This window comes from Gemmatimonadaceae bacterium (assembly GCA_036273715.1).
GTDB lineage: Bacteria > Gemmatimonadota > Gemmatimonadetes > Gemmatimonadales > Gemmatimonadaceae > JADGGM01.
On the sequence record DASUHB010000048.1, the window covers coordinates 1 to 24,352 of the forward strand.

Consider the following 24,352-nt stretch of genomic DNA (forward strand, 5'->3'; position numbering starts at 1 on the left):
ATCTTCTCCGCCGCCGGCAAATTACCCCGCGCCATCATCACGTTCGCTTCCGCGATTCGCGCCTTGAGCACGCTCGCCACGTCGCCCGTGAACGCCGCCACTTCCGCCGCCGCCGCGTAGGCACCCCGCGCCTCACTCCATTGCGCCAGCACGCGCATGCACGCGCCTAACTGCATGTTGGCCGCGATCACCACGTCCGTGTCCGCCGCCGGCTCCGCGTTCTGCAGCACAGCACGGTACACGTCAGCCGCCAACGCCCACTTGGCATCAAACTGCAACGCGCGCGCATACGCCATGAGGCGCGGCGCGACGACCGCCACACGCGCGTGACGAGCCAGCTGCATCGAGTCCACCAGACTCGTGAGCAGCGCCCGTACACTGCTCCCCGAATCGATCGCCGAAATCGACTCACGCACGCAACGCAGACCCCACGAGTCCAACGACACCGCACTCCCACCTTCCATCACCCAGTCGTCGAACAAACGCAGCGTCAAAAGCCCGGCGCTCGTCGTGCGCCATTCCGCACACGACTCGTTCTCGCAGCGCGCCAGCGCTTCGAAGAATGCGTAATGAGGGAGCTTCACTTGTGAGCGTCCCATTCACCGTCCTCCAATCCGTCGGTCGTTCTGCCAAGTGCAGGGCCCAACTTGCTTCCGAGTATCGGCTGAAGCAAGCACAGTTTTAGGACACGGAGGGGTCATTTTAGGACAAATTTCTGAGCGTTAGCCACGATCAACTCGAAAACGGACAGCTTTTGTGACACTGTACAAAAAAACGACAGCGCGTCGTTCCTCGAAGAAACGCGCGCTGTTTCTCCCTCGCCATCCATAAAGCTGGACGACTCAGCGCCCCCCAGGACTCGACCCGCCCGCGCTTCGGCCAACCGTCGCTGCGCTGTCGACCGCCGGCCGACCTGACGCGACGTAACGGCTTCCGCTTCGATCGAGTTGGTCCAGCAGCCGTTCCAATGCATCGCCAAACACCTCGACTCGCGGCAGCCGAAGCGGATCGAACTTGGGATCGAACGGACTGCGCGCGGGCCCGCCAGTCACCTCGAGTATCGCGTCGAAGCGATAGGCAATCACGCGACCGCTCCGCGGATCGCGCCAGGATCCTGCGTGCGCCAACTCCTTGTTCTTTGGCCAGATGCCGAGCGGCAATGCGAAGGTGCGCACGCGGTAGCCCGGGACAGCAGAGTCGATCGCCATCGCCCCGCGCGCGATCTGCTCTTGCACGACTTGATCCGTGTACTTCGACAGGTTCGCGTGCCAGAGCGTGTGGTCGCACAGCTCGAAACCTTGATCGGCGAGAAAGCGCACCTTCCGTTGGCGCCAAGCTGTCTGCTGGCCTTCAATACCGCGCTCTCCAAAAAACGCGTGTCCCGCTGCCGCACCCGGCAGCATGCAAAACGTGGCCTTGTTCGCCCAATCGGGATGCGTCCGATGAAACTCGAGCCAGATGCCGACAGCGCTGTTCGGATCGATCTCCAGCGTTCCGTTGTGATCGATGTAGCGGAATTGCGAGGGCGAGGCGTCGTCGAAGGTGAAGACGACCGGTGACATACCGGCGGCCAGCGCGATTTTCTTGTCGATCAACTCGGCAACCGTAATGGGGCGATAGCCCCTCTCATACAGAAGCTCGAGTTGTCGCTTGAAGTGTTCACGTTCGACCGTCCACCGGGCATCTGCGTCGCCGATGACGTGATACTCGAGAATCGGGATCCGGCCGAGCTCGTTGGCTGGGCGCGGGGGCGTGACGTGTGGGTGCTTGCCTGGACCCGTTCCGCCGGCGAGAGCCGAAACGACGACGAGCGCGAGGCGCAATACCGAATACATGGGAGGACTGATCCGTGGGGGCGCGAAGGATATTCGCTGCCGTCAAAGAAGTCTACGGTCCGGCGTGTGGACTGGAAACCGCAGACCTTGGCTGTCGTAGTGAAAAATGAACGCGGGCCAGGCCCGCCTGTCGGTGCTGCTTGGTATGAAGATCGAGTCCCGTATGAAGCAACTGTGGCGTGCCGCATTCTCTCGCACGCCTTCTGGCGAAGGCTCCGACCGTTCGTCGTTCCTGCGCCGCCACTGGTTTGCGTTTGCGGCGGTCAACGCGGCAGCGCTGGTCATCCTGTGCGGTGACACGTGGCTGTTCACGTGCGGCTTCGACGGCTGCCCGTCGAGCGCGCAGATTCGTGCGTACGAGCCGCCGCAAGGCAGTCGCGTGCTCGATCGATCGGGCCGCCTGCTCGGCCGCCTCGAGGATGTGCGCCGGATCGACGTCCCGCTCACGCGGATTCCGCGATTCGTGCGCGACGCGTTCATCGCGACGGAGGATCGCCGCTTCTATCACCACAACGGGCTGGACTGGCACGCGTTCCTCCGTGCGGCGGTGCGCGACGCGGCTGCGTTAGGCGTCCGGGAAGGGTTCAGCACGATCACGATGCAGGTCGCGCGCAACAGCTTTCCATCCGTCGGCGCCGGCCGCACGCTTCGACGGAAGTTGCTCGAGCTGCGCATGGCGCGCCTGCTCGAGCGCAATCTGACCAAAGATCAGATTTTGGCGCTGTACCTCAACGTCATTTATCTCGGCAACGGCACCTACGGCGTGGAGGCGACGAGCCGCGACCTCTTCGGCAAGAGCGTCTCGCGTCTGACGCTGGCCGAGGGCGCCCTGCTGGCCGCGCTGCCGAAGGGACCGTCGGTGTACACACCGCGACACGACCCGGACCGTGCGCGCGCGCGACGCGACCTGGTGCTGTCGCTGATGGTGCGAGAGGGCTACGTGAGCGCGGGCCACGCCGAGGCGGCGGCGCGTGAGCCGATCGAGCTCGCCGAAACCGAGTGGCGGCCCGAGGACACGGGCTCCTGGGTCGTCGGTGCGGCCCGGGCCGTGCTCGATTCGGTGTTAGGCCGTGGCGCCGAGGCGCACGGCGACGTGACGATTTACACCACGATCGATGCCCGTGCCCAACGCGCCGCCGAGCGCGCGGTGCGGGATCACGCGGCCTCGATCGCCGACGAGGCGGGGGACGACGGCCGCGACCCGGTCGAAGGCGCATTGGTCGCCATCGACCCGCGGACCGGCGATATCCGGGCGCTCGTCGGCGGCCGGCGATATCAAACCGGCGCCTTCGACCGTGCGCTCTACGCGCACCGGCAGCCGGGATCGGCGTTCAAGCCGTTCGTCTATGCTGCTGCGTTAGGCGCCGGGTACACGCCGGCCACGCTGGTCGACGATGAGCCGGTCGAGGTCGAGCAGGATGGCCAGGACTGGACCCCGGCCAACTTCGGCGACGAGTACGAGGGCCGCATCACGATGCGCCGCGCGCTCGAGCATTCGTCCAACGCGGCGGCGGTCCGATTCGGCCACTCGGTGGGCGAGGCGCGAATCGTCTCGCTGGCGCGGGCGAGCGGGATCGCGAGCCGCCTGGACCCGGTGCCGTCGATATCGTTAGGCGCACTCGCGGTGACGCCGCTCGAGCTGGTCACGGCGTATGCGCCCTTCGCCAACGGCGGCAACCGGGTCGTGCCTCGATTGGTGCGGCGCATCGATGGACCGGGCGGCAAGGTGCTGTGGTCGCACGATCCGACACCGCCCGTGCCCGCGCTGGACCCTCGCGATGCGTTTCAATTGACCTCCATGCTGCAATCGGTGGTCAATGACGGCACCGGACGCGAGGTCCGCATGCTCGGCGCGCGCGGACCGATTGCGGGCAAGACGGGGACGACGAACAACGGCACCGACGTCTGGTTCGTCGGCTACACGCCGTCGTTGGTCGCCGGCGTCTGGTTCGGCTTCGACACGCCGCGATCGTTAGGCGACGCGGCGACGGGCGGCCGCTTGGCCGCGCCGGCGTGGGCCGAGTTCTACGAACGCGGATGGCCGCAGGGAGCGCGCGAGGCAGGGTGGCGCCCGCCGCCCGGCCTGGTATCGCGGGTCATCGACGCCGACAACGGCGCTCTGGCGACGCCCTGGTGCCCCCATACGCAGCTCGAGTGGTTCCGGTTGGGCACGGAGCCGACGATGTACTGCCCGGAGCACGGCGGCCCGTCGTTAGGCGCCCGCATCATCGGCGCCATCCGCGAGATTCTCCACTACTGACCGCCGTCGGCTCGGGCCGAGCGCCGCGCCCGGCCGACGCACGGCGATGAGGTGACGCCGGTCTCGGGCGCGATGCTGCCCGTTCGAGGCGGGTTAGCTTTCAGCCCATGGCAGGTTCAGCTCGTCGTCTTCCTCCGGAACGAAGCACCAACCCGACGTGGGGGCAGCGCGTGGCCGCGCTACGGTACGTGCCGCCGCTCCTGCGCATGGTGTGGACCACCCATCGCGGGTTCACGGCCACAATGGCGGTGCTGCGCGTTGCGCGGGCGTTCATTCCGGTCGCGACGCTGTGGATCGGCAAGCTCATCATTGATGCCGTGATCGCGCTCCGGCGCGACCAGTCCCATCTCGCTGCGCTCTGGAAGCTGGTGGCGATCGAGATCGCCATCGTCGTGGCAGGCGAGGTTCTCGCTCGCGCATCGGCGCTGGTCGAGAGTTTGTTGGGCGATCTGTTCTCGAATCACACGAGCGTGCGTTTGATGGAGCACGCGGCGACGCTCGACCTGCAGCAGTTCGAGGACCCGGCGTTCTACGACCAGCTCGAGCGGGCCCGCCGCCAGACCGTCGGGCGGATCGGGCTGCTGGCCGAGCTGCTCTCGATGTCGCAGGACACGCTCACGCTGGCGTCGTTAGGCACGGCACTGCTGGTGTTCAGTCCGTGGTTGGTGCTGCTGCTGGCGGCTGCGGTGTTGCCGTCGTTCATCGGCGAGACGCACTATGCGTCGCTGGAGTACTCGCTGCTCTATCGCTGGACGCCCGAGCGCCGTCAGCTGGACTACCTGCGCTATCTGGCGGCGAGCGACGTGAATGCCAAAGAAGTGCAGATGTTCGGTCTCGCGCAGTGGCTCATCGATCGCTACCGGGTGCTCGCCGACCGGTTCTACGAGGAGAACAAGCAGCTCTCGATTCGCAAAGGCATCGTGAGCACGGCGTTGTCGGTGCTCGGTATGCTCGGCTATTACGGCGCGTACGTGATCATTCTGGTGCGCGCGGTGGGCGGCGTCATCTCGATCGGCACGCTGACGTTTCTCGCCGGATCGTTCGGTCGGAGCCGCGACATCATCCAGCGGCTCCTCATTTCCGCGAGTGACATTTACGAACAGAGCCTGTACCTGAAGGACATGTTCGACTTCTTCGACATGCGTCCGAACATCGTCTCGCGGCCGGGGGCGCCGCAGGTGCCGGATCCGATTCGCGACGGTTTCGTCTTCGAGGATGTGGGCTTTCAGTACCCGGGCAGCGACCGGTGGGCCGTTAGGCATGTGAGTTTTTCGCTCCGGCCGGGCGAGCGCCTCGCGTTCGTCGGCGAGAACGGCGCGGGGAAAACGACGGTGACGAAGCTGATGGCGCGCCTCTACGATCCCACGGAAGGACGGATCCTTCTCGACGGCATCGATCTGAAGGAATACGACCTGTCGTCGGTGCGGCGCGCGATCGGGGTGATCTTCCAGGATTTCGTGCGCTTCGACATGCGCTTCGACGAGAACATCGGCGTTGGACACATCGATCGTGTGCGCGAGTACCTCGACCGCGTCGGGGCGAACGACGTGGCCATCGAGTCGGTGCCGCCGGAGTGGTCGTTCGATTCCAGCCCGGCATCGCTGCGACCGCAGCAGAGCAACGGGCACACCGAGCCGGTACCGGAAGTGTTGTCGACTGCGGCGGAACAATCACTGGCGTCTGTCTTGTTGCCGCGGTTCAGCGACGGGTATCGTCAGATGCTTGGCCGCCGGTTCGACGGCGGCGTTGATCTCTCGGGCGGCGAGTGGCAGAAGGTGGCGCTCGCCCGCGCGTACATGCGCGATGCGAAAGTTCTCATTCTCGACGAGCCGACGGCCGCGCTGGACGCGCGCGCGGAGTACGAAGTGTTCGTGCGATTCTCCGAGCTCGTCGCGGGTCGCATGGCGGTGCTCATCTCCCATCGCTTTTCGACGGTGCGGATGGCGGATCGCATCATCGTCTTTCAGCACGGTCAAATCGCTGAAGAGGGCTCACACGCCGAGCTCGTTGCGCGAGGCGGCCCGTACTCGGAACTGTTCCGCCTGCAAGCTGCCGGCTACCAATGAGCAGGGCGCTGTGAAGTCCGTGCGTGCTCGGGGCGTGTCAGGCAGTGTTCTTGCGCACCGGTCTGGGACATGCATCGCCACGAGCACGACGAAAACAGCGCGCCGAATCAGGCCGACACCATCAAGCCGACGGACCTCGACGCCCATCTGGCGCGCGGCGTGGACGGTGCGGAGCCTCCGTTAGAAAAGAAGGGCGCGCACGACGGGCGCCGCGATACGACGGCCGCCGGCATCCGATCCATCTACGAGACGTTCCATTTCGGCGTCAAGGAGATGGGCCCGCGCCGGGCGACGCGCGCGCTGCTCGCATTGAATCAGAAGGACGGCTTCGACTGTCCGAGCTGTGCGTGGCCCGATCCCGATGGTCATCGCAAGCGCGCCGAGTTTTGCGAGAACGGCGCCAAGGCCGTGGCGGCGGAAGCAACGAAGGCGCGATTGAGCTCCGCGCTGTTCGCGGAGCACAGCATCTCGTCCCTGCTCGCGTGCCGCGACGTGGAGCTCGACGCGTTGGGCCGCATCACGCACCCGATGGTCCGCCGGCGCGGGGCGGATCACTACGTGCCGATCGGCTGGAGCGACGCCTTCGCGCTCATCGGCAACGAGCTGCGGTCCCTCGCGTCGCCTAACGAAGCCGTGTTCTACACGTCCGGACGCGCGAGCAACGAAGCGGCGTTCCTCTACGGGTTGTTTGCGCGCCAGTTCGGCACGAACAACCTGCCGGATTGCTCGAACATGTGCCACGAGTCGAGCGGCACGGGCCTAACGGAAGTCATCGGATTCGGCAAGGCAACCGTTCGCATCGATGATTTCTCGGCCGCCGACGCGATTTTCATCATCGGCCAGAATCCCGGCACGTGCCACCCGCGCATGCTGACCGAGCTGCAGAAGGCCGTGCAGAACGGATGCCGGATCGTGAGCATCAATCCGCTCATGGAGTCCGGCCTCATGCGCTTCGAGAATCCCCAGAAGCCGCTCGATCTGCTCGGTAAGGGGACGCACTTGGCGTGTCTCTTCGTCCCCGTGCGCATCAACGGCGATGTCGCGGTGCTGAAAGGAATCATGAAGGAAATGCTGGAAGCGGACGAGCGCACCGGCGGCGGCGTTCTCGCGCACGACTTCATCGAACACCATACCGAAGGCTTCGAGGCGTTTGCGGCCAACATTCGCAGCGAGTCGTGGGATCGGATCGTTGAGGAGAGCGGTGTCTCGCGCGAGATGATCCGTCAGGCGGCCGACGTCGCGATTTCGTCGGAGCGTATGATCTGTTCCTGGGCGATGGGCATCACCCAGCACAAGAACGGCGTCGCCAACGTGCAAACGATCGTGAACTTCGCGCTGCTGCGCGGCAACATCGGCCGGCGAGGCGCCGGTGTTGCTCCAATTCGCGGTCACAGCAACGTGCAGGGCGATCGCACCGTGGGTATCTGGGAGAAGATGAGCCCCGAGTATCTGGCCTGCCTGGCGAGCGAGTTCCATTTCCAGCCGCCGGAGAAGCAGGGTTTCGACACCGTCTGTGCGATCGAAGCGATGCACCAGGGCCAGGTCAAGGTGTTCGTCGGTCTCGGCGGCAACTTCCTCGCGGCGACGCCCGACACGAACTACACGTCGGAAGCAATTCAGCGCTGCGGGCTCACGGTGCAGATTTCGACGAAGCTCAATCGCGGCCACCTGGTGACCGGCGAGCAGGCACTCATTCTCCCGTGTTTGGGCCGCTCGGAGATCGACATTCGTCGTGATGGTCCGCAGTTCGTGACGGTGGAAGACACGACCGGCGTGGTCCACATGTCGCGCGGCGTGCTCGAGCCGGCGTCGGAGTATCTGTTGAGCGAGCCGGCGATCATCGCCGGCATGGCCAAGGCGACGTTAGGCGACCGCACGACAGTCGATTGGGACGCTCTGACCGACAACTACGACCGGATTCGCGAGCACATCGAGCACGTGGTGCCGGGCTTCACGCAATACAATACCCGCGTGCGCCAGCCGGGCGGCTTCTATCTGCCGAACGCGCCGTACCAGGGGAAGTTCAACACGCCGTCGCGCCGCGCGGGATTCACGGTGCAGCCGATTCCGCACCACGATCTCGCGCCCGACCAGTTGTTGCTGATGACCATCCGCAGCCACGATCAGTTCAACACGACGGTGTATGCGGAGAACGATCGGTATCGCGGCATCTCGAGCGGCCGGCGCGTCGTGTTTCTCAATCAGGCAGACATGGACCGTTTGGGTCTCGAGCGCGACCAGTGGGTCGACATCGTGAGCCACTTCGAGTCGGAGACGCGCCGGGCAGCGCGCTTCAAGGTCGTGCCGTATCAGATTCCGTTGCGCTGTGCGGCCGCGTATTTCCCGGAGACCAACGTGCTGGTGCCGATCCGGAGCGTGGCGGACAAGAGCAACCAGCCGGCGTCCAAATCGCTCGTGGTCAGCCTCGAGGCGGCGGCGTCATGAGCTGATCGACGACGTGGTGCATTGCTCGATGAGCGTCACCACTTCGTCCAGCGTCGTGCGGGCGTGATCGCGTGCGTACCAGGCGCGGACGTGGCGGTAGCGCTCCGCCGACGGCATGGCGAGCCCGACGTCGATCACCCATCGCTGGAGCTCCGTTGGGCGCGGTCCCCACCAGCCGCACTCGACGAGCTGTTCATCGAGGACGATCACCACGGGTATCGAGCGCGAGCCGTTGGTCAGGTGCGCGTTCATGATGTCGGGATTGGCGTCGCGGCCTAACAGGCGAACATCCAGTCGCTCGGCGCTTTCCGCCAGGCGGACGATCGGCGGGACGACATTGACCGCGTCGCCGCACCAGTCCTCGACCAGGATCACCAGGTGGCGGCGGCAGCGGATCGCGTTGATGCGGTCGATGATAGCCGGCGCGACGGTGGCTAAGCGGTAAACATCCCGCCAGAGATCCTGGTTTTTCTGCGCGGTCGCTACGTACTGCTCGAAGGTAAGCGCGGTCTCGTACCGCGACGTCCATTCCATCATTGGGCGAGCGTCGCTACTCCTGTCGTCGGGCCGGGCGCGGAGTCATCGCGCAGTACGTAGCCGGACCCGCGAACGGTATGAATGAGTGGGTGCTCGCGATTCTCTTCGAGCTTCTTTCGCAGGTAGTTGATGTAGACGTCGACGACGTTGGTCAGCGGGTCGACCTGCTGACGCCACACGTGCTCGCTGATCATCTGGCGCGAAACCGTGCGGCCCATGTTGCGCATGAGGTACTCGAGGAGCGCGTACTCCTTCTGCGTGAGCTCGATCTCCTTGCCGCCGCGTTCGACGCGACGCGAGATCGGGTCGAGCGACAGATCTCGCACGCGCATGACGGCGCTTCCCGCGGTGAGGCTCGAACGGCGCAGCAGTGCTTTGACGCGTGCGAGGAGCTCGGCGAACTCGAACGGTTTGGGCAGATAGTCGTCGGCGCCGGCGTCCAAACCGCTCACTTTGTCGGAGACTGATGTCCGCGCGGTGAGCATGAGCATGGGAGCGCGGAAACCTCTCGCTCTCAACTCCCGCGCAACCTCAACGCCGTTCTTGCGAGGGAGCCCGATGTCGAGAATCACCAGATCCGGCGAATGGTCCAAGGCTTCGAGCAACCCGGCCTCGCCGTCTTGCGCGCTCCGAACCTGGAATCCTTCGCCACTCAGGATGCGTTGGAGTACCGATAGCAGGTCGCGATCGTCCTCGACGACGAGAACCGACGGAGCTCCATCCGTGTGCTCTGCCATAGTGCTTACATATAGCTTCGCGCCAACCCAAAGCCAAGCTTGAACGGCGAGGTCCGTCGACTATTCTTCTGGCCGCGCGGGTGTGACGTGCCGCACATCACCGAGCGGGACAAGTCGCGAGTTTGCGTTCGCGTTCCGCCGCATCCGTCGCGATCCGCAACACCGATGTCGTTCGATCGAAACAAAGGATCGTTGGGTGCACGTTACGTGAGAGTGCGTTTCTCCCTCGGAACTTTCGTACGCGCACTGTGTTGGATCGTAGGACAAGGGTCGTCTGAAGAACGGCCCCGCTCTTGCTTTACCGTAGTTACCGAGTCGTCGAGATGCGGGTGTATCGGTGCGTTGGCGCATCCACTCAGGGTCTCGCGCTCACTGGAGGGACGATGGACTTCCTCGTGATGCTCGAGGAATGCTCCGACTCGACGGCCGTGTTGGCGCGAGTGGATTCAGTGCCGGCGCAAATGACGCCAGAGCGCCGGCAGCGCGATGTGGTGACGTTATATGGCACCCCGCGCACGGAATCGCTTGCGCTCGCAATCGCGGCGGCGATGGAGAGTCGTCGGACGACAGACGATGATTCGGGAGCGTTCCGCCACCTCGGGGTGTGGCCCGAGCGTGGTGCTGTGGGAGACACAGCATGGCGCGATGAGACGACCGGCGAGCTCGTCACGCGAGATCTGAACATTCCGCTCGATGTGCTGCGTGGCATTGCGCACCAGGTGCTGGGGCAATGCGGATCGGCGCTGCAGCGTCTCGTCGCCGGACTGTCCATGCCGGATTGGCCTGAAGGAGCGTGGCGCGCGATCAGTATCACGCTCGAACCGGTCGCCGAGCCGGCGCGAGGCGCGCTGAACAAGATTGACGAGCTGCTCGATGTGTTCCGCGAGTCGGATGGACTAACCTACGAGTACGAGGGCGACTAACGCACCGTTTCCTGTCAGACCAAACTGCCGCCGTGTGCGGCGCGGGGTCGTCCAGTGCATGGACGACCCCGTCGTATTTTCGGGTTGGATCACGGCCTGAGCTCCTATTCTCTTGACGAGAGACGTCGCGCGCGGCAGGGTAGGGCTGGAGGCGAACCATGACGAGTTCACCGGGGCGCCGGCCCGCCCGCCGTTCATCCGGGGTCGAGCGTCTCTTCGAGGATGATGCCGGCCGGCTGTGGAGCGCCGGCCGCACCTTCACGCCGCAGGGCGGCGAGGCGGTGCAGTTCACCTGCATCGGGAACTCCCGAGAGTCGCCGCGCGCCATCGCCTCTCCAGCCGACTTTCACCTCGTCGACGCGACCGTCGACGAGCTCCGCGCTCTTCTCAGTCGGGCCCCTCGCATCGGGGTTCTCTAGCAACTTCCCCGACGCGCGGCCAATGCGGTTCTGCGTGCTGTTCTCCGTTCAATCCGTATTACCAAAGCGAGAAAGCCGACCACGGACGAGTCGCAGGGTGCCTCACATTGCCCGGGTTGCGACCAATGAGTCCTCAGCGCGATACCGGACCAAACTGTACTTCTACGAAACGTCGGGCTCCCTTGCTCCGCCCCCGGACCGTGGGCTAGCATAGCGAAGAGGAGGGATCGCGACCGGGTGACCCGGCGCGCAGAACCAAGGCCGTGGCCGGCGTCGCCGGTGCGGTGAGGAGACCGACAGCGGAGGGAGCCTACCATGCGGGAGTACAGCAGCTCGGAGATCCGCAATGTGGCGGTCGTTGGGCACGGAGCGAGCGGGAAGACCACGTTGGTCGACGCGCTCGCTTTTGTTTCTGGATCCACCAAGCGTCACGGATCGGTGCGGGATGGTACGGCGCTCACGGATTTCGCTCCCGAAGAGATCGAGCGAAAATATTCGATCAACCTGGGCTGTGCGTACGCCGAGTGGATGGACGCCAAGGTCAACCTGATCGATGCGCCGGGTTACCTGGATTTTCAGGGCGATGCGATCTCGGCGCTCGCCGCGGCGGACGGCGCGCTGGTGGTGGTGAGCGCAACGGCAGGCGTCGAGGTCGGCACGGAAAAAATGTTCCGTGAGGCGGTTCAACGCAAAGATCCGATCTTGTTCGTCGTCTCGCTGCTCGACAAGGAGAACGCCAGCTTCGACCGCGTGTACGACGCGATCAAGACGCGCCTAACGAACAAAGTGATTCCCGTCGAGATCCCGGTCGGTGAAGGTCCGGGCTTCAACGGCATCATCAATCTGTTCTCGCGCAAGCTGCACAGCTACAAAAAGGGCACGAAGTCCGGCGAGTACGACGAGATGGACGTGCCGGAAGACCATCGCGCCCAGTTCGACCGCTACTACCAGGATTTGATCGAGACGATCGCGGCCACGGACGACTCGATGCTCGAGCGGTATCTCGAGGGCACGGAGATCACCCGCGACGAAGCGATCGCTGCGATGAAGGAAGGGATGAAACAGGGCGAGCTGTTTCCCCTGTTCTGCGTCTCCGCCGAGCTGACCTACGGAACTCGCGCGCTGCTCACCAAAGTCGTCGAGCTCATGCCGTCAGCCTACGAGATGGAAGAGCTGCACGCGTTCACGGGAGCGGTGGGCGATCGCACGATGGAGATTCACGCCCGCGACGACCAGCCCTTCACAGCAACGGTTTTCAAGACGCTCACCGAGCCGCATGTGGGCGATGTGTCGTTTTTCCGCATCTTCTCGGGGATGGTCGCGAACGGCCAGGAAGTCTACAACGCGAGCCGCAACATCTCGGAGAAGCTCGGACACCTGAGCGTCTCGCAGGGCAAGGACCGGACGGAGGTGCCGCGTCTGCACGCCGGAGACATCGGGTGCGTGGCCAAGCTCAAGAACACGCACACGAACGACACGTTGTCGACACGCGAGCAGCCGATCCGCTTGCCCGACATCCGGATTCCCGAACCGTTAGTCACGTTCGCCGTGCACGCGAGCACGCGCGGCGACGAAGAGAAGGTGCAGCAAGGTCTCCATCGCCTGCACGATGAAGACCCGACATTCGCCACCCACTACGATCCGGAGACGCACGAAACGATCGTCTCCGGCGTGGGCGAACGCCACCTCGAAGTGTCCATGGCGAAGCTCAAGCGGAAGTTCGGCGTCACCGCCGAGCTTACCAAGCCGCGCATCGCATATCGCGAGACGCTGAAGGGGAAAGGCGAAGGGCAGGGGCGGCACAAGAAGCAGACGGGCGGGCGCGGCCAATTCGGAGACTGCTGGGTGCGTCTCATGCCGCTGCCGCGCGGCGAAGGCTACGTGTTCGATGACCAGATCGTCGGCGGCGCCATTCCGTCCAAATTCATTCCGGCCGTCGACAAAGGCATTCAGGAGGCTGCCGCGCGCGGGGTGCTCGCCGGTTATCCGATGGTCGACTTCAAGGTGGAATGCTTCGACGGGTCGTACCATTCGGTCGATTCGAACGAAATGTCGTTCAAGATGGCGGGCATTCTCGCGTTTCGCGTCGTTGCGCCGAAGTGCAAGCCGGTGTTGCTCGAGCCGCTGGACGAGCTCGAAATCCGTACGCCGGACAAGTACCTGGGCGACGTGATGGGCGATGTGTCGGCGCGCCGCGGCCAGATCCTCGGCTCGCAGCCGGCGCCGGACGGGTTAGGCACGATCGTGAAGGCGGTGGTGCCGCAGGCCGAAATGCATCTCTACGCGACACACCTCAACTCGATGACGCACGGCTATGCGACGTTCACCCGTCGCTTCCGCGGCTACGAGGAGGTTCCGGGCGAGGCGGCGCAGAAGGTCATTGCCGACGCCGCCAAGCCGGAGGAGCTGGTGGAAGCGTAAGGCGCGGCAGCCGCGCCTTACGCAATGGGTCATCCGTTGGCAGACTTCCTGCGACGCGCCGCCTGCTTCCGGCGCGGCGTTTTGCCGATCTCGATCGGTACGATGTCGGGCGAATCGGCGTCCGACGCGCACGCGGCCGCCGGAACCGGAAGATGCGGCTGCTTGTACACGAACCGCTTGCCCTCGTAATTCCGGAATACGACTTCGTCGTCCGTGATCTCTTCGACGTATTCGGGGAGCAGCGGCACTTTGCCGCCGCCGCCGGGCGAGTCGATCACGAAGTGCGGCACCGCCAACCCGGACGTCCATCCGCGCAGGGCGCGCACGATCTCCAGTCCTTTCTGCACGGTCGTGCGGAAATGTTCGCCGCCCGCCACCTGATCGGCCATGTAGATGTAGTACGGCCGCACGCGCGCCTTGAGCAGGCGCTGCATCAGCTCTTTCATCACGGCCACATCATCGTTCACGCCGCGCAGCAGCACGGTCTGGCAGCCTAACGGAACGCCGGCGTCCGCCAGGCGGCCCAGGGCCTCGACCACCTTCGGCGTCAATTCACGCGGGTGGTTGAAGTGCGTGTTCATGTAAACCGGGTGGTACTTCTTCACCATCTCGCAGAATTCCGGCGTGATGCGCTCCGGCAGGTGCGACGTGACGCGGCTCCCGATGCGGATGATCTCCACGTGCGGAATGGCGCGGAGATTCTGCATCAGGTATTCGAGCCGGCGGTCCGAGAGCATCATCGGATCGCCGCCGCTCATCACGATGTCGCGAATCTCGGGATGCGCCCGGATGTACGCGAACGCCGACTCGTACTGATTGAGCGGAATCTTTTCCGGGTCGCCGACCTTGCGGCGGCGCGTGCAGAACCGGCAGTACGACGCACACACCGGACTGACGAGGAAGAGGACGCGATCGGGATAGCGGTGCGTAATGTTAGGCACCGGCGAATCGGCATCTTCGTCGAGCGAATCGATAATGCCATCGTGGACCTCGAGCTCCTGCACCGTCGGAACGTACTGGTTCCACATCGGATCGCCGACGGCAGTGATCTGCTCGAGCGCGGCCGGCGTGATGCGCATCTGGAAGTTGTCGAAGGCCGGTTTGAGCGCCTCTACGTCAATGACGTCACGACCGAACCGGTCGGCCAAATGCTCCAGGGTGGCGATGCTGTCTTCCTTCAGGATGCGTTGCCACTCACTCATGGTGATTGGGCTCCCCGCCTGATAGGCGAGCGTGTGATGATCGTGGTGTTACGTCGGGGTCGATGAAAGACGGGACCTGCTGGCGCACGCTGGGTGAAGCCTTCGATCGACCTCGGGGAGGGAGGACGCGTCGGGACCGGACGATGGCTCGGGGCGTCGCACCTGCGACGGGCAGCCGGGACGGGCGACGGCGCTGTGGGAATGTTGGCGACTCGGACTCCGGGGTGAAGGCGCCGAGGAGCGAGTCGTGAGGGGAGAGGACTCGATGCCTGATGCGCGACTGGCGAATGACGCCGAGCCGCGTGCATCGAGTCCCATCTACCTCGGGGAACGTCCATGGATCAGCGTTGACCAACGGCGACGAGCTGCAGCGCCGCGGCGTCGCTGACCTCCGGCATCACGCCGGACAAGCGTTGGGCCAATGCCCAACGATCGTCGCCGTTCAACACGTGGCGCGTCATCGCGTCGTCGCAGACTGTGCGGATGAGCGCGGCGTAGTCGAGGCCGGCGGCGGCCGCCATGCGCGCGAGTCCGGCATCGGCCGCGATGTCGGGATTCGCGTTCACTTCGAGAATCCACGGCTGTCCCTCGTGATCGATGCGCATGTCGACGCGGCCGTAGCCGGTGCCGCCGACAAGTCGCCACGCATCGAGCGCGACCTCCTTGACCTTGTCGCTGATCGCTTCCGAGAGATCCGCCGGACAGGTGGGCACGGCGCCGACATCTTCATCGCTGCCGGCGACCCACTTCGATCGATACGAAACGATCCGCCACATCCGCTTCGGCAGTCCGTCGAAGCGGATCTCGGAGAGCGGAAGCACGGTATTGCCGACGATGCCGACGTTGACTTCGCGACCGTCGATGTACCGTTGGACGAGCACTTCGTCCCAGCCTTCGTGCATCGCCTCGACGCGCGCGGCGAGCGCACGATTGGTGCGAACGACCGAGCGCTGCTCGACGCCGACCGATGCGTCTTCTGCGGCGGGCTTGCAGATGGCTGGAAACCCGACAGCGGGGACGGGCGCGCCGCGATGCACCACGGCGAACGCAGGCACGGGCAATCCGGCCCGCTCGAGGAACGCGTTGACGACGTGCTTACGCAGACACAGGCTGGCGGTCCACGACGAGCAACCGGTGAACGGCACGGCCAACACTTCGAGCGCCGAGATGACGGCCGGCTCGAGTGCGGCGACGCCGTCGAGTCCTTCGCACATGTTGAACACGAGGTCGAACTTGCCACGCCGCATGCGTTCGACCCAACGTCCGTCCGGTTGGGCAGGGAATCGCGTGACCTGATGGCCGTCGGCGACGAGCACGGCCTCGATCGACTCGAGTGTCTCGAGTATCGCGAGGTCCGCCGACTTACCGAGCGCCGATGCTCCATCGAATAGCAGGGCGATCTTCATGCGCTCCTCCAACTCGTGATGAGCCTCTGTCGGCGAGATGCACTGGAACAGGCGCGTCGATATGACGCGCGAGCTCCGCAAACGGCGCGACCTCGCATGCGACCTCAGCTCGAGGCCGCCGCACGTGCGACGCTGGACCGGCGTCGGCGTGCAGCGTTGTGTGGCAGGGCCACGCCCTGCCGCTCCGCAGCATGTCGCACGCATGTCTGAATGAGTTCGTCGTAACTCATTCCGGCTGCGCGCGCAGCTTTGGGAAAGCACGAGTTGTCTGCGGGATCGGGAAGAATCCCGGGAAGCGGGTTCACCTCGACCACGTTGGGCACGCCTGCCGCATCGAGTCGCACGTCGATCCGCGACCAATCGCGACAGCCGAGCGCGTGGTAGGCGGCGAGCACGACTCGTTCGATCGTATCTCGCAGCGCTTCATCGATCCGCGCAGGGCATTCAAAAATCTCGAGCGGTCGCTCAGGCCGATCCCATAGCCACTTCGCTTCGAAGCCGTAGACTGGAAGCGATCCGCTTGGCAATACATCAAAGTTCATTCCGACGATGGGCAACACGCGAGCCTCGCCGCCATTGCCCAACACCGCGCAGGTGAATTCGTCACCCGCTAAGAATTCCTCAATCAACACCGGCTGCCGATAGCGATCGAGCAAGAATGCGACCTGCTCGCTCAGCTCTGTTGGCGTCCGGCAGTAGTTCCGTTCGGTAATTCCTTTCGACGAGCCTTCGTGCACCGGCTTGACGAACACCGGGAAGCCGAGCGCGCCGGAGAAACTGCTCGCGTCGTTCGCCACCTGAAACGGCGCCGTCGGAATCCCGTGGTACGTCAGGCATTCCTTGGTGCGCGCCTTGTCCAGACACAACGACAGCGTGAACGGATCTGATCCCGAGTAGGGGATCCCGAAAAACTCACACATGGCCGGGACGTGCGATTCGCGGTTCACGCCCCGCAGACCTTCCGCCATGTTGAACACGATGTCCGGCCGCTCAATCTGGAGCCGCTCCGGAAATTCCGCGTTTGCTTCGAGCCGAATGACTTCGCCTAAGCCAGAGAGTGCCTGCTCGACCGCGGCGATGGTCTCGGTGCTGTCCCACTCGGCGAACTCGTCGTCGGTGCTGCTTCGACCCGGCTCATCGAGCGACGGTTGAATGACGCCCGCAACTCGAGAGGAAGGCTCGACTCGCGACCACAGAAGCCGAGACGAACTGGGAGGCTCGTCATCTGCGCGGGGCTCGTCATCGCCGCTCCGCGCGTCATCATCTGGTTTCTGATTGTAGGCGAATCCGATACGCGTCATTCGCTCCACTCACGTCGCCGGACATCGCAATACGATTGCGCGCAAAATAAGAACAGCGAAATCATCGCGCAATGCGTTTCTGCGAGTCGCGCGCGATCGCGAGGCGCGAGCCTCACACCTTGTGGTAGGCGACGCGCGCTGCCTCACGACGGTCGTCTGCTTCGTAGATCTCGAAATCGGAAAAGAGTGCCGGTGCTTCTCTCGAGAGAAGACGAAGCACCGCGACCGCCGCGCGACGAATTTCTAATTCTGCGCCTTCGCTCGACCGAAGCTCCAGCATCGTTCGCCACGCGCGCGCGTTGGCCGTCACCACGATTTTTGTCTCTGTCGAGTTTGGAAGGACGCCGCGCGCTCCCTCGCGAGCCATTTTCCGGCGGTGGACTTTGTCCGCGACCCAGGCGTAACGCTTCATCAGCTCCTCGACGAGCATCACGTAACTCCGCTGTGCCGATTCGATCTGCTCGCGCCAGGCAGTCTCGAGTCGCTCGTCGCCAATGATGGCCGGCGGGACGACGAAGTTCGCCTCCGACTCGTCGACGTAGCGCTGCGACAGCTGCGAGTACGCGAATCCGGCTCGGTGACGCACCAGCTCGTGCGTGAGTGAGCGGCTCACTCCCTCGAGGAGAAGAGAATACGTGGCGTGCTCGAGAACGCTTCCGTGTCCTTGCCGCTTGATGTTCTCGATGTACTCGCGAGTCGATCTGCTCGCCGGATTGCGCTGGCTCATGTAGCAGAGACGTCCAGCGAATTCGGAAAGCCGTTCGCCATCGGTCGACTCTCCGAACCAATTCACGGGCAGGTGCGACGGCTCGGCGAACGATGGACGCGCGAGCAGCGAGATGGTCGGCTCGTGAATGTAGACGGGCATGTCGGAAGCGACGTGGGGGAGATGCGGCCGGGACGGCGAGAGCGCAGGGAATTTAGTCGGCAAGGTGAATCGCCGAAACCGTCGTGCGGCCGCGCCGGCGATGCGCCATCAGCCTTGCGTTCGTCCGCTCCCGACGAGGTCGAGACGCGAGGACGCGTACGCTCTGTCGCGCTCGACGTTGTCGAGCGCCGCGCGGGCGAGCGCCGGCAGCGGGGCGAGCGATGGATCGTACTTGATGTCGCCGAGTGCCCGTTGGCCGGCCAGCGGCACTTTCACGCCTGGATTCAACATGCCGTCCGGGTCGAACGCGTTCTTGAGTTGGGCGAAAACCTCGAGCAGCGACGCGGGCCACACGCGCGAGAGCAGCGGCGTGCGGAGACGGCCATCGCCGTGTTCGCCGGCGAGAGTGCCGCCGAGTGACGCCGTGAGCGTGACGATCGCGTCGAGCAGATGCTCGATGCGGTCGCGCCAGTCCGGTTGGCGCACATCGACGAGGGGATTCACGTGCACGTGCGCATCGCCCGCGTGACCGAAAATGACGCCGCGAATTCCAACTTGCTCCAGCGCTCGACGGACGCCCCGCACGTATTCGGGAAGTCGCTCGGGTGGGACGGCACCGTCCTCGATGAACTGCATCGACTTGAGCGAGGGATCGAGACGGTTGAGAATCGGGCTCGCTGCGTGGCGCAGCGACCAGAGCTCGTGTTCGGTGTCGTGATCGAGCGCCAACCGCACACTCGATGCGCCGGACTGGGCGAACGCGTGTTGGAGCAAATGTGCGTTCGTCTCCGCGGATTCGGCCGTCTCGCCCTCGACTTCGGCGAGCAGCACAGCTTCGACTTCGTGGTCGAAGCGAATGGAGCCGCCCTCGGCGACGACATCGAGGAATGTCTTGTCGAGCAGCTCGCAGGCCGATGCGCCGAAGTTTCTGGCGCGCACGGCGGCGGTGACGGCTCCTTCGAGCGTCGTGAACGTCGCGAGCAGGCTCGACGTTGCGCCGGGCGCCGGCGCGAGCGCCAACTCGATGCCGACGAACATGGCGAGCGTGCCCTCGCTGCCGACGAGCAGATCGATGAGATCGCCGCTCTCGAGGAACGGTCGGAGCGCGTAGCCCGACGAATCCTTGATCACGCCTGCATGGGCGGCGTCGATCTCGCGCCTGAGTGTCGCGAGCGTCGGCTGCACGTCGTCGAGGAAACGCCGGACCGCGGGGACGTCTCGCGGGGGCGGCGCGCCGCGGCGAATGGAAGCGTGCTGCCCGTCGGCGAACACGCAGTCCAGCGCGCGCACCCAGCGGCGCATCGGTCCGTATCGGAGGGTGTGCGGTCCGGCTGCGTTAGTCGCGACCATGCCGCCGATCGTACAGAAGGCGCCGCTCGATGGATCGACCGGAAGGCGAAGCCCGGCGCGTTGGGCGGACGCGTCGACGGCGTCGCGAATCGCGCCCGGTCCGACGGCAATCGTGCGCGATCCCGGGTTGACGGCGTGAACCTCGCGCTGACGGCTCAGATCGACGATGATCTCGTCGCCGACTGCGCCGCCCGCCATTCCGCTGCCGGACCCGCGCGGGATCAGCGCCGCGCGCGTTCCGGCTGCCCAACGGACGAGCGCGACGACCTCGTCGGGCGTGCGCGGGATGGCGATCGCTTGTGGCACGGCGCGCGCGATGCCGGCACCTTCGCTGTAGGCAGCGCGCGAGACGAGGTCCCGGACCAGGTGCGGCACTGCCCGGCGCCCGCGGCTAGAGGCCGAGGTCGTTCACGCGCGGCGGATCGACCGTGTAGTCGTAAAAACCCTTGCCCGATTTCCGGCCGTACATCCCGGCCAGGACCATGCGCTTGAGCAGCGGCGGCGGCGCGTACCGCTTCTCGCGATACTCGTCGAACATGATCTCGGCGATCTTGTACGTGGTGTCGAGCCCGACGAAGTCGAGCAGTGTGAACGGTCCCATCGGATAGCCGGTGCCGAGCATCATGCCCTTGTCGATGTCTTCGACGGTCGCCACGCCGTGTTCGAGCTGGTTGATCGCGTCCACGAGATAGGGCACGAGCAGCAGGTTGACGACGAACCCCGAATTATCCTTGGCGGCGATCGGTTCCTTGCCTAACTGACGGGCGAAGGCGTACGCGGTGTCGAAGGTGGCCGTGCTCGTCGTGACGGTGCGCACCACTTCGACCAGCTTCATGACCGGCACGGGATTGAAGAAGTGCAAACCGACCATCTGGCCAGGTCGCGTCGTTGCCGCGGCCATCGCCGCGATCGTCAGGCTCGACGTGTTGGACGCGAAGATCGTATGCGGCGGGCAGAGACCGTCCAGTTCCTTCCACATTGCGTTTTTCACTTCGATGTCTTCGACCACGGCTTCGATCACGATGTCGCAATCCGCGAGGTCGCGCAGGTTCGTCGTGAAGGACAGTCGCGACAAGGCGGCGTCGCGATCGGCTTCGGTGACCTTGCCTTTGCTCTTCTCGATGGCGCGGGCAAACGATTTTTCGATGCTCGCTTTGCCGCGCTGGCACAGCGCATCGGACACTTCGCGCACCTTGGTCCTGAATCCGCCCTGGGCGCATACTTGCGCAATGCCGGAGCCCATGAGTCCGGCGCCGAGCACGCCGACGGTCTTGATGGTTGTCATGAGGACGATCGATTGAGGTGGAAACGGGGCCCGTTAGGACGGGCGGTTCGCGCGCATGCGCACAGTCAGCGCCATACGTCGAGCGCCGATATCACGTTCGGACGCGGTGGACTGTCGCCGCGCTCCAGACGGTCGAGCAACTGTTCCAACGCCAGTTGGGCGCGCGCAACGATCGGCGCGTGGCTCCGGGCGACGAAGTAGCCACCGACGGCCGCCGCCGCCGCGGGAATGATCGCGACCGGAACGAAAAATCCGAGTGCGACGAGCGCGCCCGTGCCCAACACGCCGCCGCCCGCGAGCACGGCGCCGGAGGCCGCGCGCTCTGTCCGCACGTTGGTCAGGTCGGCCTCGAGCCGCACGAGGACGCGATCGGCGTCGACGGGCACGACGGTCGCCCCGACTTCGCGCGTCGGCCGCAAGTAATAGCCGCGGCCGCTCACGTTGAGCAGCCGTCGCATCTCGCTGAACAGGCCGGGGCGTGGCTCCCAGAGCATGCGATCCGGGAGACGACGCTTCACCTGCATAGACTCTTCGCGTTGCAACCACATGTCCAGTCGGTCCAGCGTCGCCGCCGCTGTCGCTTTGATCGTGCGCGATGCGTGGACGTGAGCAGCACCGAACAGTCGCGCTGTCAATCCGCTCTCGTCCGGAACCTGGGCGCGACTTCGCTCTTCGGCGAGCGCCTGCTTGAGATGCTCGGCCGAGAGACCGACCTCGCGCGCGACTTCGATCAGTTGATCTTCGTTGAGCGCAGTGTCCGTCGGATCGGCGTCGGCCGCCTGCAACTCGGCCGCGCGCGCCAGGACCCGCTCCATCGCCGCGCGATCGAGCGGCTGACGTCGTGCGGGCAGCCCGCTCTCATCCGCCATGCATCACTCAGCTGCCGCTCGTATCCGTGTTGAGTTGGTTGGTGAGCTGCTCGGCAATGGTCTGTCGAAGCGGAAATGCTTTTTCGATGGCCGCGACCTCGGCCCCGGGCGTGTACGAGATGTGCGCTGCGTCGAGGTAGTAGCGCGCGTACCCTATCGCCAGCTCCGGCGCGATCTTCTGCAAGAGCTGCAGTCCGCCGCGCACTGCCGCCGGACTGGTGTATCGATCGGCGACGCCTTCCTTCTTTTCGGCGGGCGTCGTGTTGTCGTTCACGGCGGCGTTCGACACCGGCGAAACCGCTTCGTGCGCGAGCACGTACATCGCATCGACGGCGCGGCTGACGCTGTCCGGGAACGTGATCGTGATCGTTGGGCCGCGACCGGGTTCGCCTAACGTGCGGCCTTCGCCGTCGAGCGGCAGCGACAATAGAATCTCGCCGCGCGACTGTCCGGACTTGGTGAGGAACGGTCTGAACTTGGCGAAGTACGTTTGCGTCCACAGCGAATCGACCGCCGCGAAGATGGGGGCCCGCTGCGATTGCTGCGTCCTCCACCAGCTGGCGTAATACTTGGTGTTCTCGTCCTGCATCGCCGCAGAGAACTTGCGCAACCACTGACGCTCGGCCGGCGTCGAATAGGACGCTTGAATGATTCCGTACACGGCCCGCTGATCAGGGTCGACCATCTGTCGCATGTTCATGCGGCGCGCCGACTCCTCGCTGGACGAGCTCTTCAAGTACGCGTCGATCGCCTTCTGCGTGCTTTCCCAGTTGCGGAAATAGAGTCCAAGAAACTGTCCGCCGACCAACTTCGAGTCGGAGTTGAGCTGCGTCTCGAGCGAATCCTTGTCGGTGTCGAGCGCCGTCGTGATGTTGCCTCTCCTCTTGAACGCGATGATCGAATCGCGGTATCCCGGCTTGAAGTACGGGACGAGCGTCGTGTCTTTCTGCAGCAACGCATAGCCGTGCAGCCAGAGGTCGACTTGGTAACGGGTGCTGATCCGCCACGTCAGATCGGGACGCGCCGCAAGCGGTTCAGCGGTGCTCTGTGGATTGTTCGAGGACGAAGCGCATGCAACGGCGACGGCCGTCAACGACCACAGCACCACGGCACGGGCGATGGACGACGCTGAGATTCGGCTCACGGGGATGGATCCAGTGCTAGAGTGGCGTGACGCGCCATTGGAGCGCGCATCAGACAAAGGCCTCGATGATCACAGCGATTCCCTGTCCGCCGCCGATGCAGGCGGAACCCAGCCCAAACCGCTTGCCGGACGCACGCAGCGCGTGAATGAGGTGCGCCGTGATCCGCGCGCCCGATGCGGCCAGCGGATGGCTCATCGCGATGGCTCCGCCGTGCACGTTGAACTTCTCGCGCGGAATCTGGAGTTCCCGTTCTACCGCGCACACCTGCGGCGCAAACGCCTCGTTGACTTCGATCAAGTCCATGTCATCGAGCGACATGCCTGCCTTACGCAGCGCGATGCGCGATGACGGGACCGGACCGATCCCCATAATAGTAGGATCGACTCCGGCGACGCCCCACGAGACGAGTCGCGCAAGTGGCTTCTTACCGTTCTTCGCCGCCCATTCCGCGCTGCTCACCACGAGTGCGCCGGCGCCGTCTCCGATACCCGAAGCGTTTCCGGCGGTGACGACACCATCCGCTTTGAACACCGGCTTCAGACGGGCAAGTCCCTCGAGTGTGGTGTCGGGACGCATGTGCTCATCGCGCCGGAACTGTTCGATCTGGCGCGTCTTTGGGTTCTTCACCGGAATGGCGATCACTTCCTCATCGAACACGCCGGATTCCCACGCCGCACGAGCCGTCTGCTGCGAGCGCAATGCGTATTCGTCGACGCAGCCGCGATCGAGCTTGTACTGCACGGCGAGCTTCTCAGCCGTCTCTGCCATGGCGAGTCCGGCAACCGGGTCCTTGAGTCCTTCCCACAGTGAATCCTCGAGCGGCGGCATCTTGCCGAGCGGCAGTCCCCAGCGCAGGCCGCGCGCGATATGCGGTGCCTGCGACATTGACTCGCCCCCGCCCACGAGGCAGACGTCCGCCTCGCCTAACAGAATTTCTTCGGCGCCGTTGACCACCGCCTGAAATCCTGATCCGCACAGGCGGTTGACCGTGAGCCCCGGCGTCTCGTTGGGACAACCGGAGCGTAAGGCGACGTGCCGCGCGAAGTAGATCGTGTCGGACGTCGTCTGCATCACGTTGCCGAAGATCGAATGCTGGATGGCGCCCGGTTCGACCGCCGCGCGCTCCATGGCCGCCGTCGCGGCATGAACGGTGAGATCGATGGCGCTGAAGTCTTTCAGTGTCCCGCCGAAGGTGCCGAACGGCGTCCGGACGGCGGACAGGAACACGACATCACGGGCTTGACCCTGCGTTTTCACGGGTTCTCCAATGGCGAATGCTGTGA

General features: G+C 64.8%; 19 protein-coding genes. 6 read left to right on the forward strand and 13 right to left on the reverse strand.

Annotated features, from left to right (window positions below; all coding sequences use genetic code 11):
- Both VFW04_10415 and VFW04_10420 read right to left on the reverse strand, forming a co-directional pair.
- Positions 1-584, reverse strand: a 584-nt coding sequence (locus VFW04_10415; protein HEX5179734.1) for a hypothetical protein, incomplete at its 3' end; no start/stop codon positions are given.
- A gap of 258 nt (positions 585-842) precedes the next feature.
- A complete protein-coding gene (locus VFW04_10420) occupies positions 843-1,835 on the reverse strand; it encodes a polysaccharide deacetylase family protein (protein ID HEX5179735.1) in 993 nt (330 codons plus the stop codon).
- A gap of 163 nt (positions 1,836-1,998) precedes the next feature.
- Between VFW04_10420 and VFW04_10425 the strand changes: the two genes are divergently transcribed.
- The 3 genes from VFW04_10425 to VFW04_10435 all read left to right on the forward strand — a co-directional run bounded on the left by VFW04_10425 (position 1,999) and on the right by VFW04_10435 (position 8,606).
- Complete coding sequence (locus VFW04_10425; GenBank protein ID HEX5179736.1) at positions 1,999-4,095, forward strand: PBP1A family penicillin-binding protein; 2,097 nt, start codon at positions 1,999-2,001, stop codon at positions 4,093-4,095.
- A gap of 107 nt (positions 4,096-4,202) precedes the next feature.
- Complete coding sequence (locus VFW04_10430) at positions 4,203-6,161, forward strand: ABC transporter ATP-binding protein (GenBank protein ID HEX5179737.1); 1,959 nt, start codon at positions 4,203-4,205, stop codon at positions 6,159-6,161.
- Positions 6,162-6,230: 69 nt separating this feature from the next.
- Entirely contained in the window at positions 6,231-8,606 is a 2,376-nt protein-coding gene (locus VFW04_10435; protein ID HEX5179738.1) for an FdhF/YdeP family oxidoreductase, read from the forward strand.
- Here VFW04_10435 and VFW04_10440 read toward each other — a convergent pair.
- Together VFW04_10440 and VFW04_10445 are read right to left on the reverse strand one after the other, a co-directional pair.
- On the reverse strand, positions 8,601-9,143 hold the full coding sequence (locus VFW04_10440) for a thioredoxin family protein (protein HEX5179739.1): 543 nt from the start codon (positions 9,141-9,143) through the stop codon (positions 8,601-8,603). The genes VFW04_10435 and VFW04_10440 overlap by 6 nt on opposite strands.
- Positions 9,140-9,880, reverse strand: coding sequence for a response regulator transcription factor (locus VFW04_10445; GenBank protein HEX5179740.1), 741 nt, complete (start codon positions 9,878-9,880; stop codon positions 9,140-9,142). The genes VFW04_10440 and VFW04_10445 overlap by 4 nt, the downstream gene beginning before the upstream one ends.
- 383 nt (positions 9,881-10,263) lie before the next feature.
- Here VFW04_10445 and VFW04_10450 point away from each other — a divergent pair, with 383 nt between their 5' ends.
- The 3 genes from VFW04_10450 (at position 10,264) to fusA (ending at position 13,643) form a co-directional block, all read left to right on the forward strand.
- Positions 10,264-10,803 (forward strand): hypothetical protein, encoded by a 540-nt coding sequence (locus VFW04_10450; protein ID HEX5179741.1) that lies wholly within the window; start codon positions 10,264-10,266, stop codon positions 10,801-10,803.
- A gap of 158 nt (positions 10,804-10,961) precedes the next feature.
- Positions 10,962-11,222 carry a hypothetical protein gene (locus tag VFW04_10455; GenBank protein HEX5179742.1) on the forward strand — a complete coding sequence of 87 codons (261 nt, stop codon included), beginning with the start codon at positions 10,962-10,964 and terminating at the stop codon, positions 11,220-11,222.
- Between the two features lie 315 nt (positions 11,223-11,537).
- Positions 11,538-13,643 carry an elongation factor G gene (gene fusA, locus VFW04_10460; GenBank protein ID HEX5179743.1) on the forward strand — a complete coding sequence of 702 codons (2,106 nt, stop codon included), beginning with the start codon at positions 11,538-11,540 and terminating at the stop codon, positions 13,641-13,643.
- A 29-nt stretch (positions 13,644-13,672) separates the two neighbouring features.
- Here fusA and VFW04_10465 read toward each other — a convergent pair whose 3' ends face one another.
- The 9 genes from VFW04_10465 to VFW04_10505 form a co-directional block, all read right to left on the reverse strand.
- Entirely contained in the window at positions 13,673-14,845 is a 1,173-nt protein-coding gene (locus VFW04_10465) for a KamA family radical SAM protein (GenBank protein ID HEX5179744.1), read from the reverse strand.
- Positions 14,846-15,186: 341 nt separating this feature from the next.
- The gene (locus tag VFW04_10470; protein HEX5179745.1) at positions 15,187-16,251 is read right to left on the reverse strand and encodes a hypothetical protein; all 1,065 of its coding nucleotides are present in this window, start codon (positions 16,249-16,251) and stop codon (positions 15,187-15,189) included.
- A gap of 104 nt (positions 16,252-16,355) precedes the next feature.
- Positions 16,356-17,552, reverse strand: a complete 1,197-nt coding sequence (locus VFW04_10475; GenBank protein ID HEX5179746.1) for a hypothetical protein — start codon at positions 17,550-17,552, stop codon at positions 16,356-16,358.
- A 112-nt stretch (positions 17,553-17,664) separates the two neighbouring features.
- Positions 17,665-18,420, reverse strand: a complete 756-nt coding sequence (thyX, locus tag VFW04_10480) for an FAD-dependent thymidylate synthase (protein HEX5179747.1) — start codon at positions 18,418-18,420, stop codon at positions 17,665-17,667.
- 108 nt (positions 18,421-18,528) lie between these two features.
- The gene (locus tag VFW04_10485; GenBank protein HEX5179748.1) at positions 18,529-20,145 is read right to left on the reverse strand and encodes an FAD-binding oxidoreductase; all 1,617 of its coding nucleotides are present in this window, start codon (positions 20,143-20,145) and stop codon (positions 18,529-18,531) included.
- Positions 20,146-20,161: 16 nt separating this feature from the next.
- Complete coding sequence (locus VFW04_10490; protein ID HEX5179749.1) at positions 20,162-21,055, reverse strand: 3-hydroxybutyryl-CoA dehydrogenase; 894 nt, start codon at positions 21,053-21,055, stop codon at positions 20,162-20,164.
- A 65-nt stretch (positions 21,056-21,120) separates the two neighbouring features.
- Entirely contained in the window at positions 21,121-21,924 is an 804-nt protein-coding gene (locus VFW04_10495; protein HEX5179750.1) for a hypothetical protein, read from the reverse strand.
- Between the two features lie 7 nt (positions 21,925-21,931).
- Entirely contained in the window at positions 21,932-23,068 is a 1,137-nt protein-coding gene (locus tag VFW04_10500; GenBank protein HEX5179751.1) for a hypothetical protein, read from the reverse strand.
- Between the two features lie 49 nt (positions 23,069-23,117).
- On the reverse strand, positions 23,118-24,326 hold the full coding sequence (locus tag VFW04_10505) for an acetyl-CoA C-acyltransferase (GenBank protein ID HEX5179752.1): 1,209 nt from the start codon (positions 24,324-24,326) through the stop codon (positions 23,118-23,120).
- Between the last annotated feature and the right edge of the window lie 26 nt (positions 24,327-24,352).

Bases quoted from the DNA above. Each gene is read 5' to 3' on its own strand.
- VFW04_10425 (HEX5179736.1), top strand. From the start codon at position 1,999: ATGAAGCAACTGTGGCGTGCCGCATTCTCTCGCACGCCTTCTGGCGAA.
- VFW04_10455 (HEX5179742.1), top strand. From the start codon at position 10,962: ATGACGAGTTCACCGGGGCGCCGGCCCGCCCGCCGTTCATCCGGGGTC.
- VFW04_10450 (HEX5179741.1), top strand. From the start codon at position 10,264: ATGGACTTCCTCGTGATGCTCGAGGAATGCTCCGACTCGACGGCCGTG.
- VFW04_10495 (HEX5179750.1), bottom strand. From the start codon at position 21,924: ATGGCGGATGAGAGCGGGCTGCCCGCACGACGTCAGCCGCTCGATCGC.
- VFW04_10475 (HEX5179746.1), bottom strand. From the start codon at position 17,552: ATGACGCGTATCGGATTCGCCTACAATCAGAAACCAGATGATGACGCG.
- thyX (HEX5179747.1), bottom strand. From the start codon at position 18,420: ATGCCCGTCTACATTCACGAGCCGACCATCTCGCTGCTCGCGCGTCCA.
- VFW04_10490 (HEX5179749.1), bottom strand. From the start codon at position 21,055: ATGACAACCATCAAGACCGTCGGCGTGCTCGGCGCCGGACTCATGGGC.
- VFW04_10470 (HEX5179745.1), bottom strand. From the start codon at position 16,251: ATGAAGATCGCCCTGCTATTCGATGGAGCATCGGCGCTCGGTAAGTCG.
- VFW04_10440 (HEX5179739.1), bottom strand. From the start codon at position 9,143: ATGATGGAATGGACGTCGCGGTACGAGACCGCGCTTACCTTCGAGCAG.
- VFW04_10430 (HEX5179737.1), top strand. From the start codon at position 4,203: ATGGCAGGTTCAGCTCGTCGTCTTCCTCCGGAACGAAGCACCAACCCG.
- VFW04_10435 (HEX5179738.1), top strand. From the start codon at position 6,231: ATGCATCGCCACGAGCACGACGAAAACAGCGCGCCGAATCAGGCCGAC.
- VFW04_10465 (HEX5179744.1), bottom strand. From the start codon at position 14,845: ATGAGTGAGTGGCAACGCATCCTGAAGGAAGACAGCATCGCCACCCTG.
- fusA (HEX5179743.1), top strand. From the start codon at position 11,538: ATGCGGGAGTACAGCAGCTCGGAGATCCGCAATGTGGCGGTCGTTGGG.
- VFW04_10420 (HEX5179735.1), bottom strand. From the start codon at position 1,835: ATGTATTCGGTATTGCGCCTCGCGCTCGTCGTCGTTTCGGCTCTCGCC.
- VFW04_10445 (HEX5179740.1), bottom strand. From the start codon at position 9,880: ATGGCAGAGCACACGGATGGAGCTCCGTCGGTTCTCGTCGTCGAGGAC.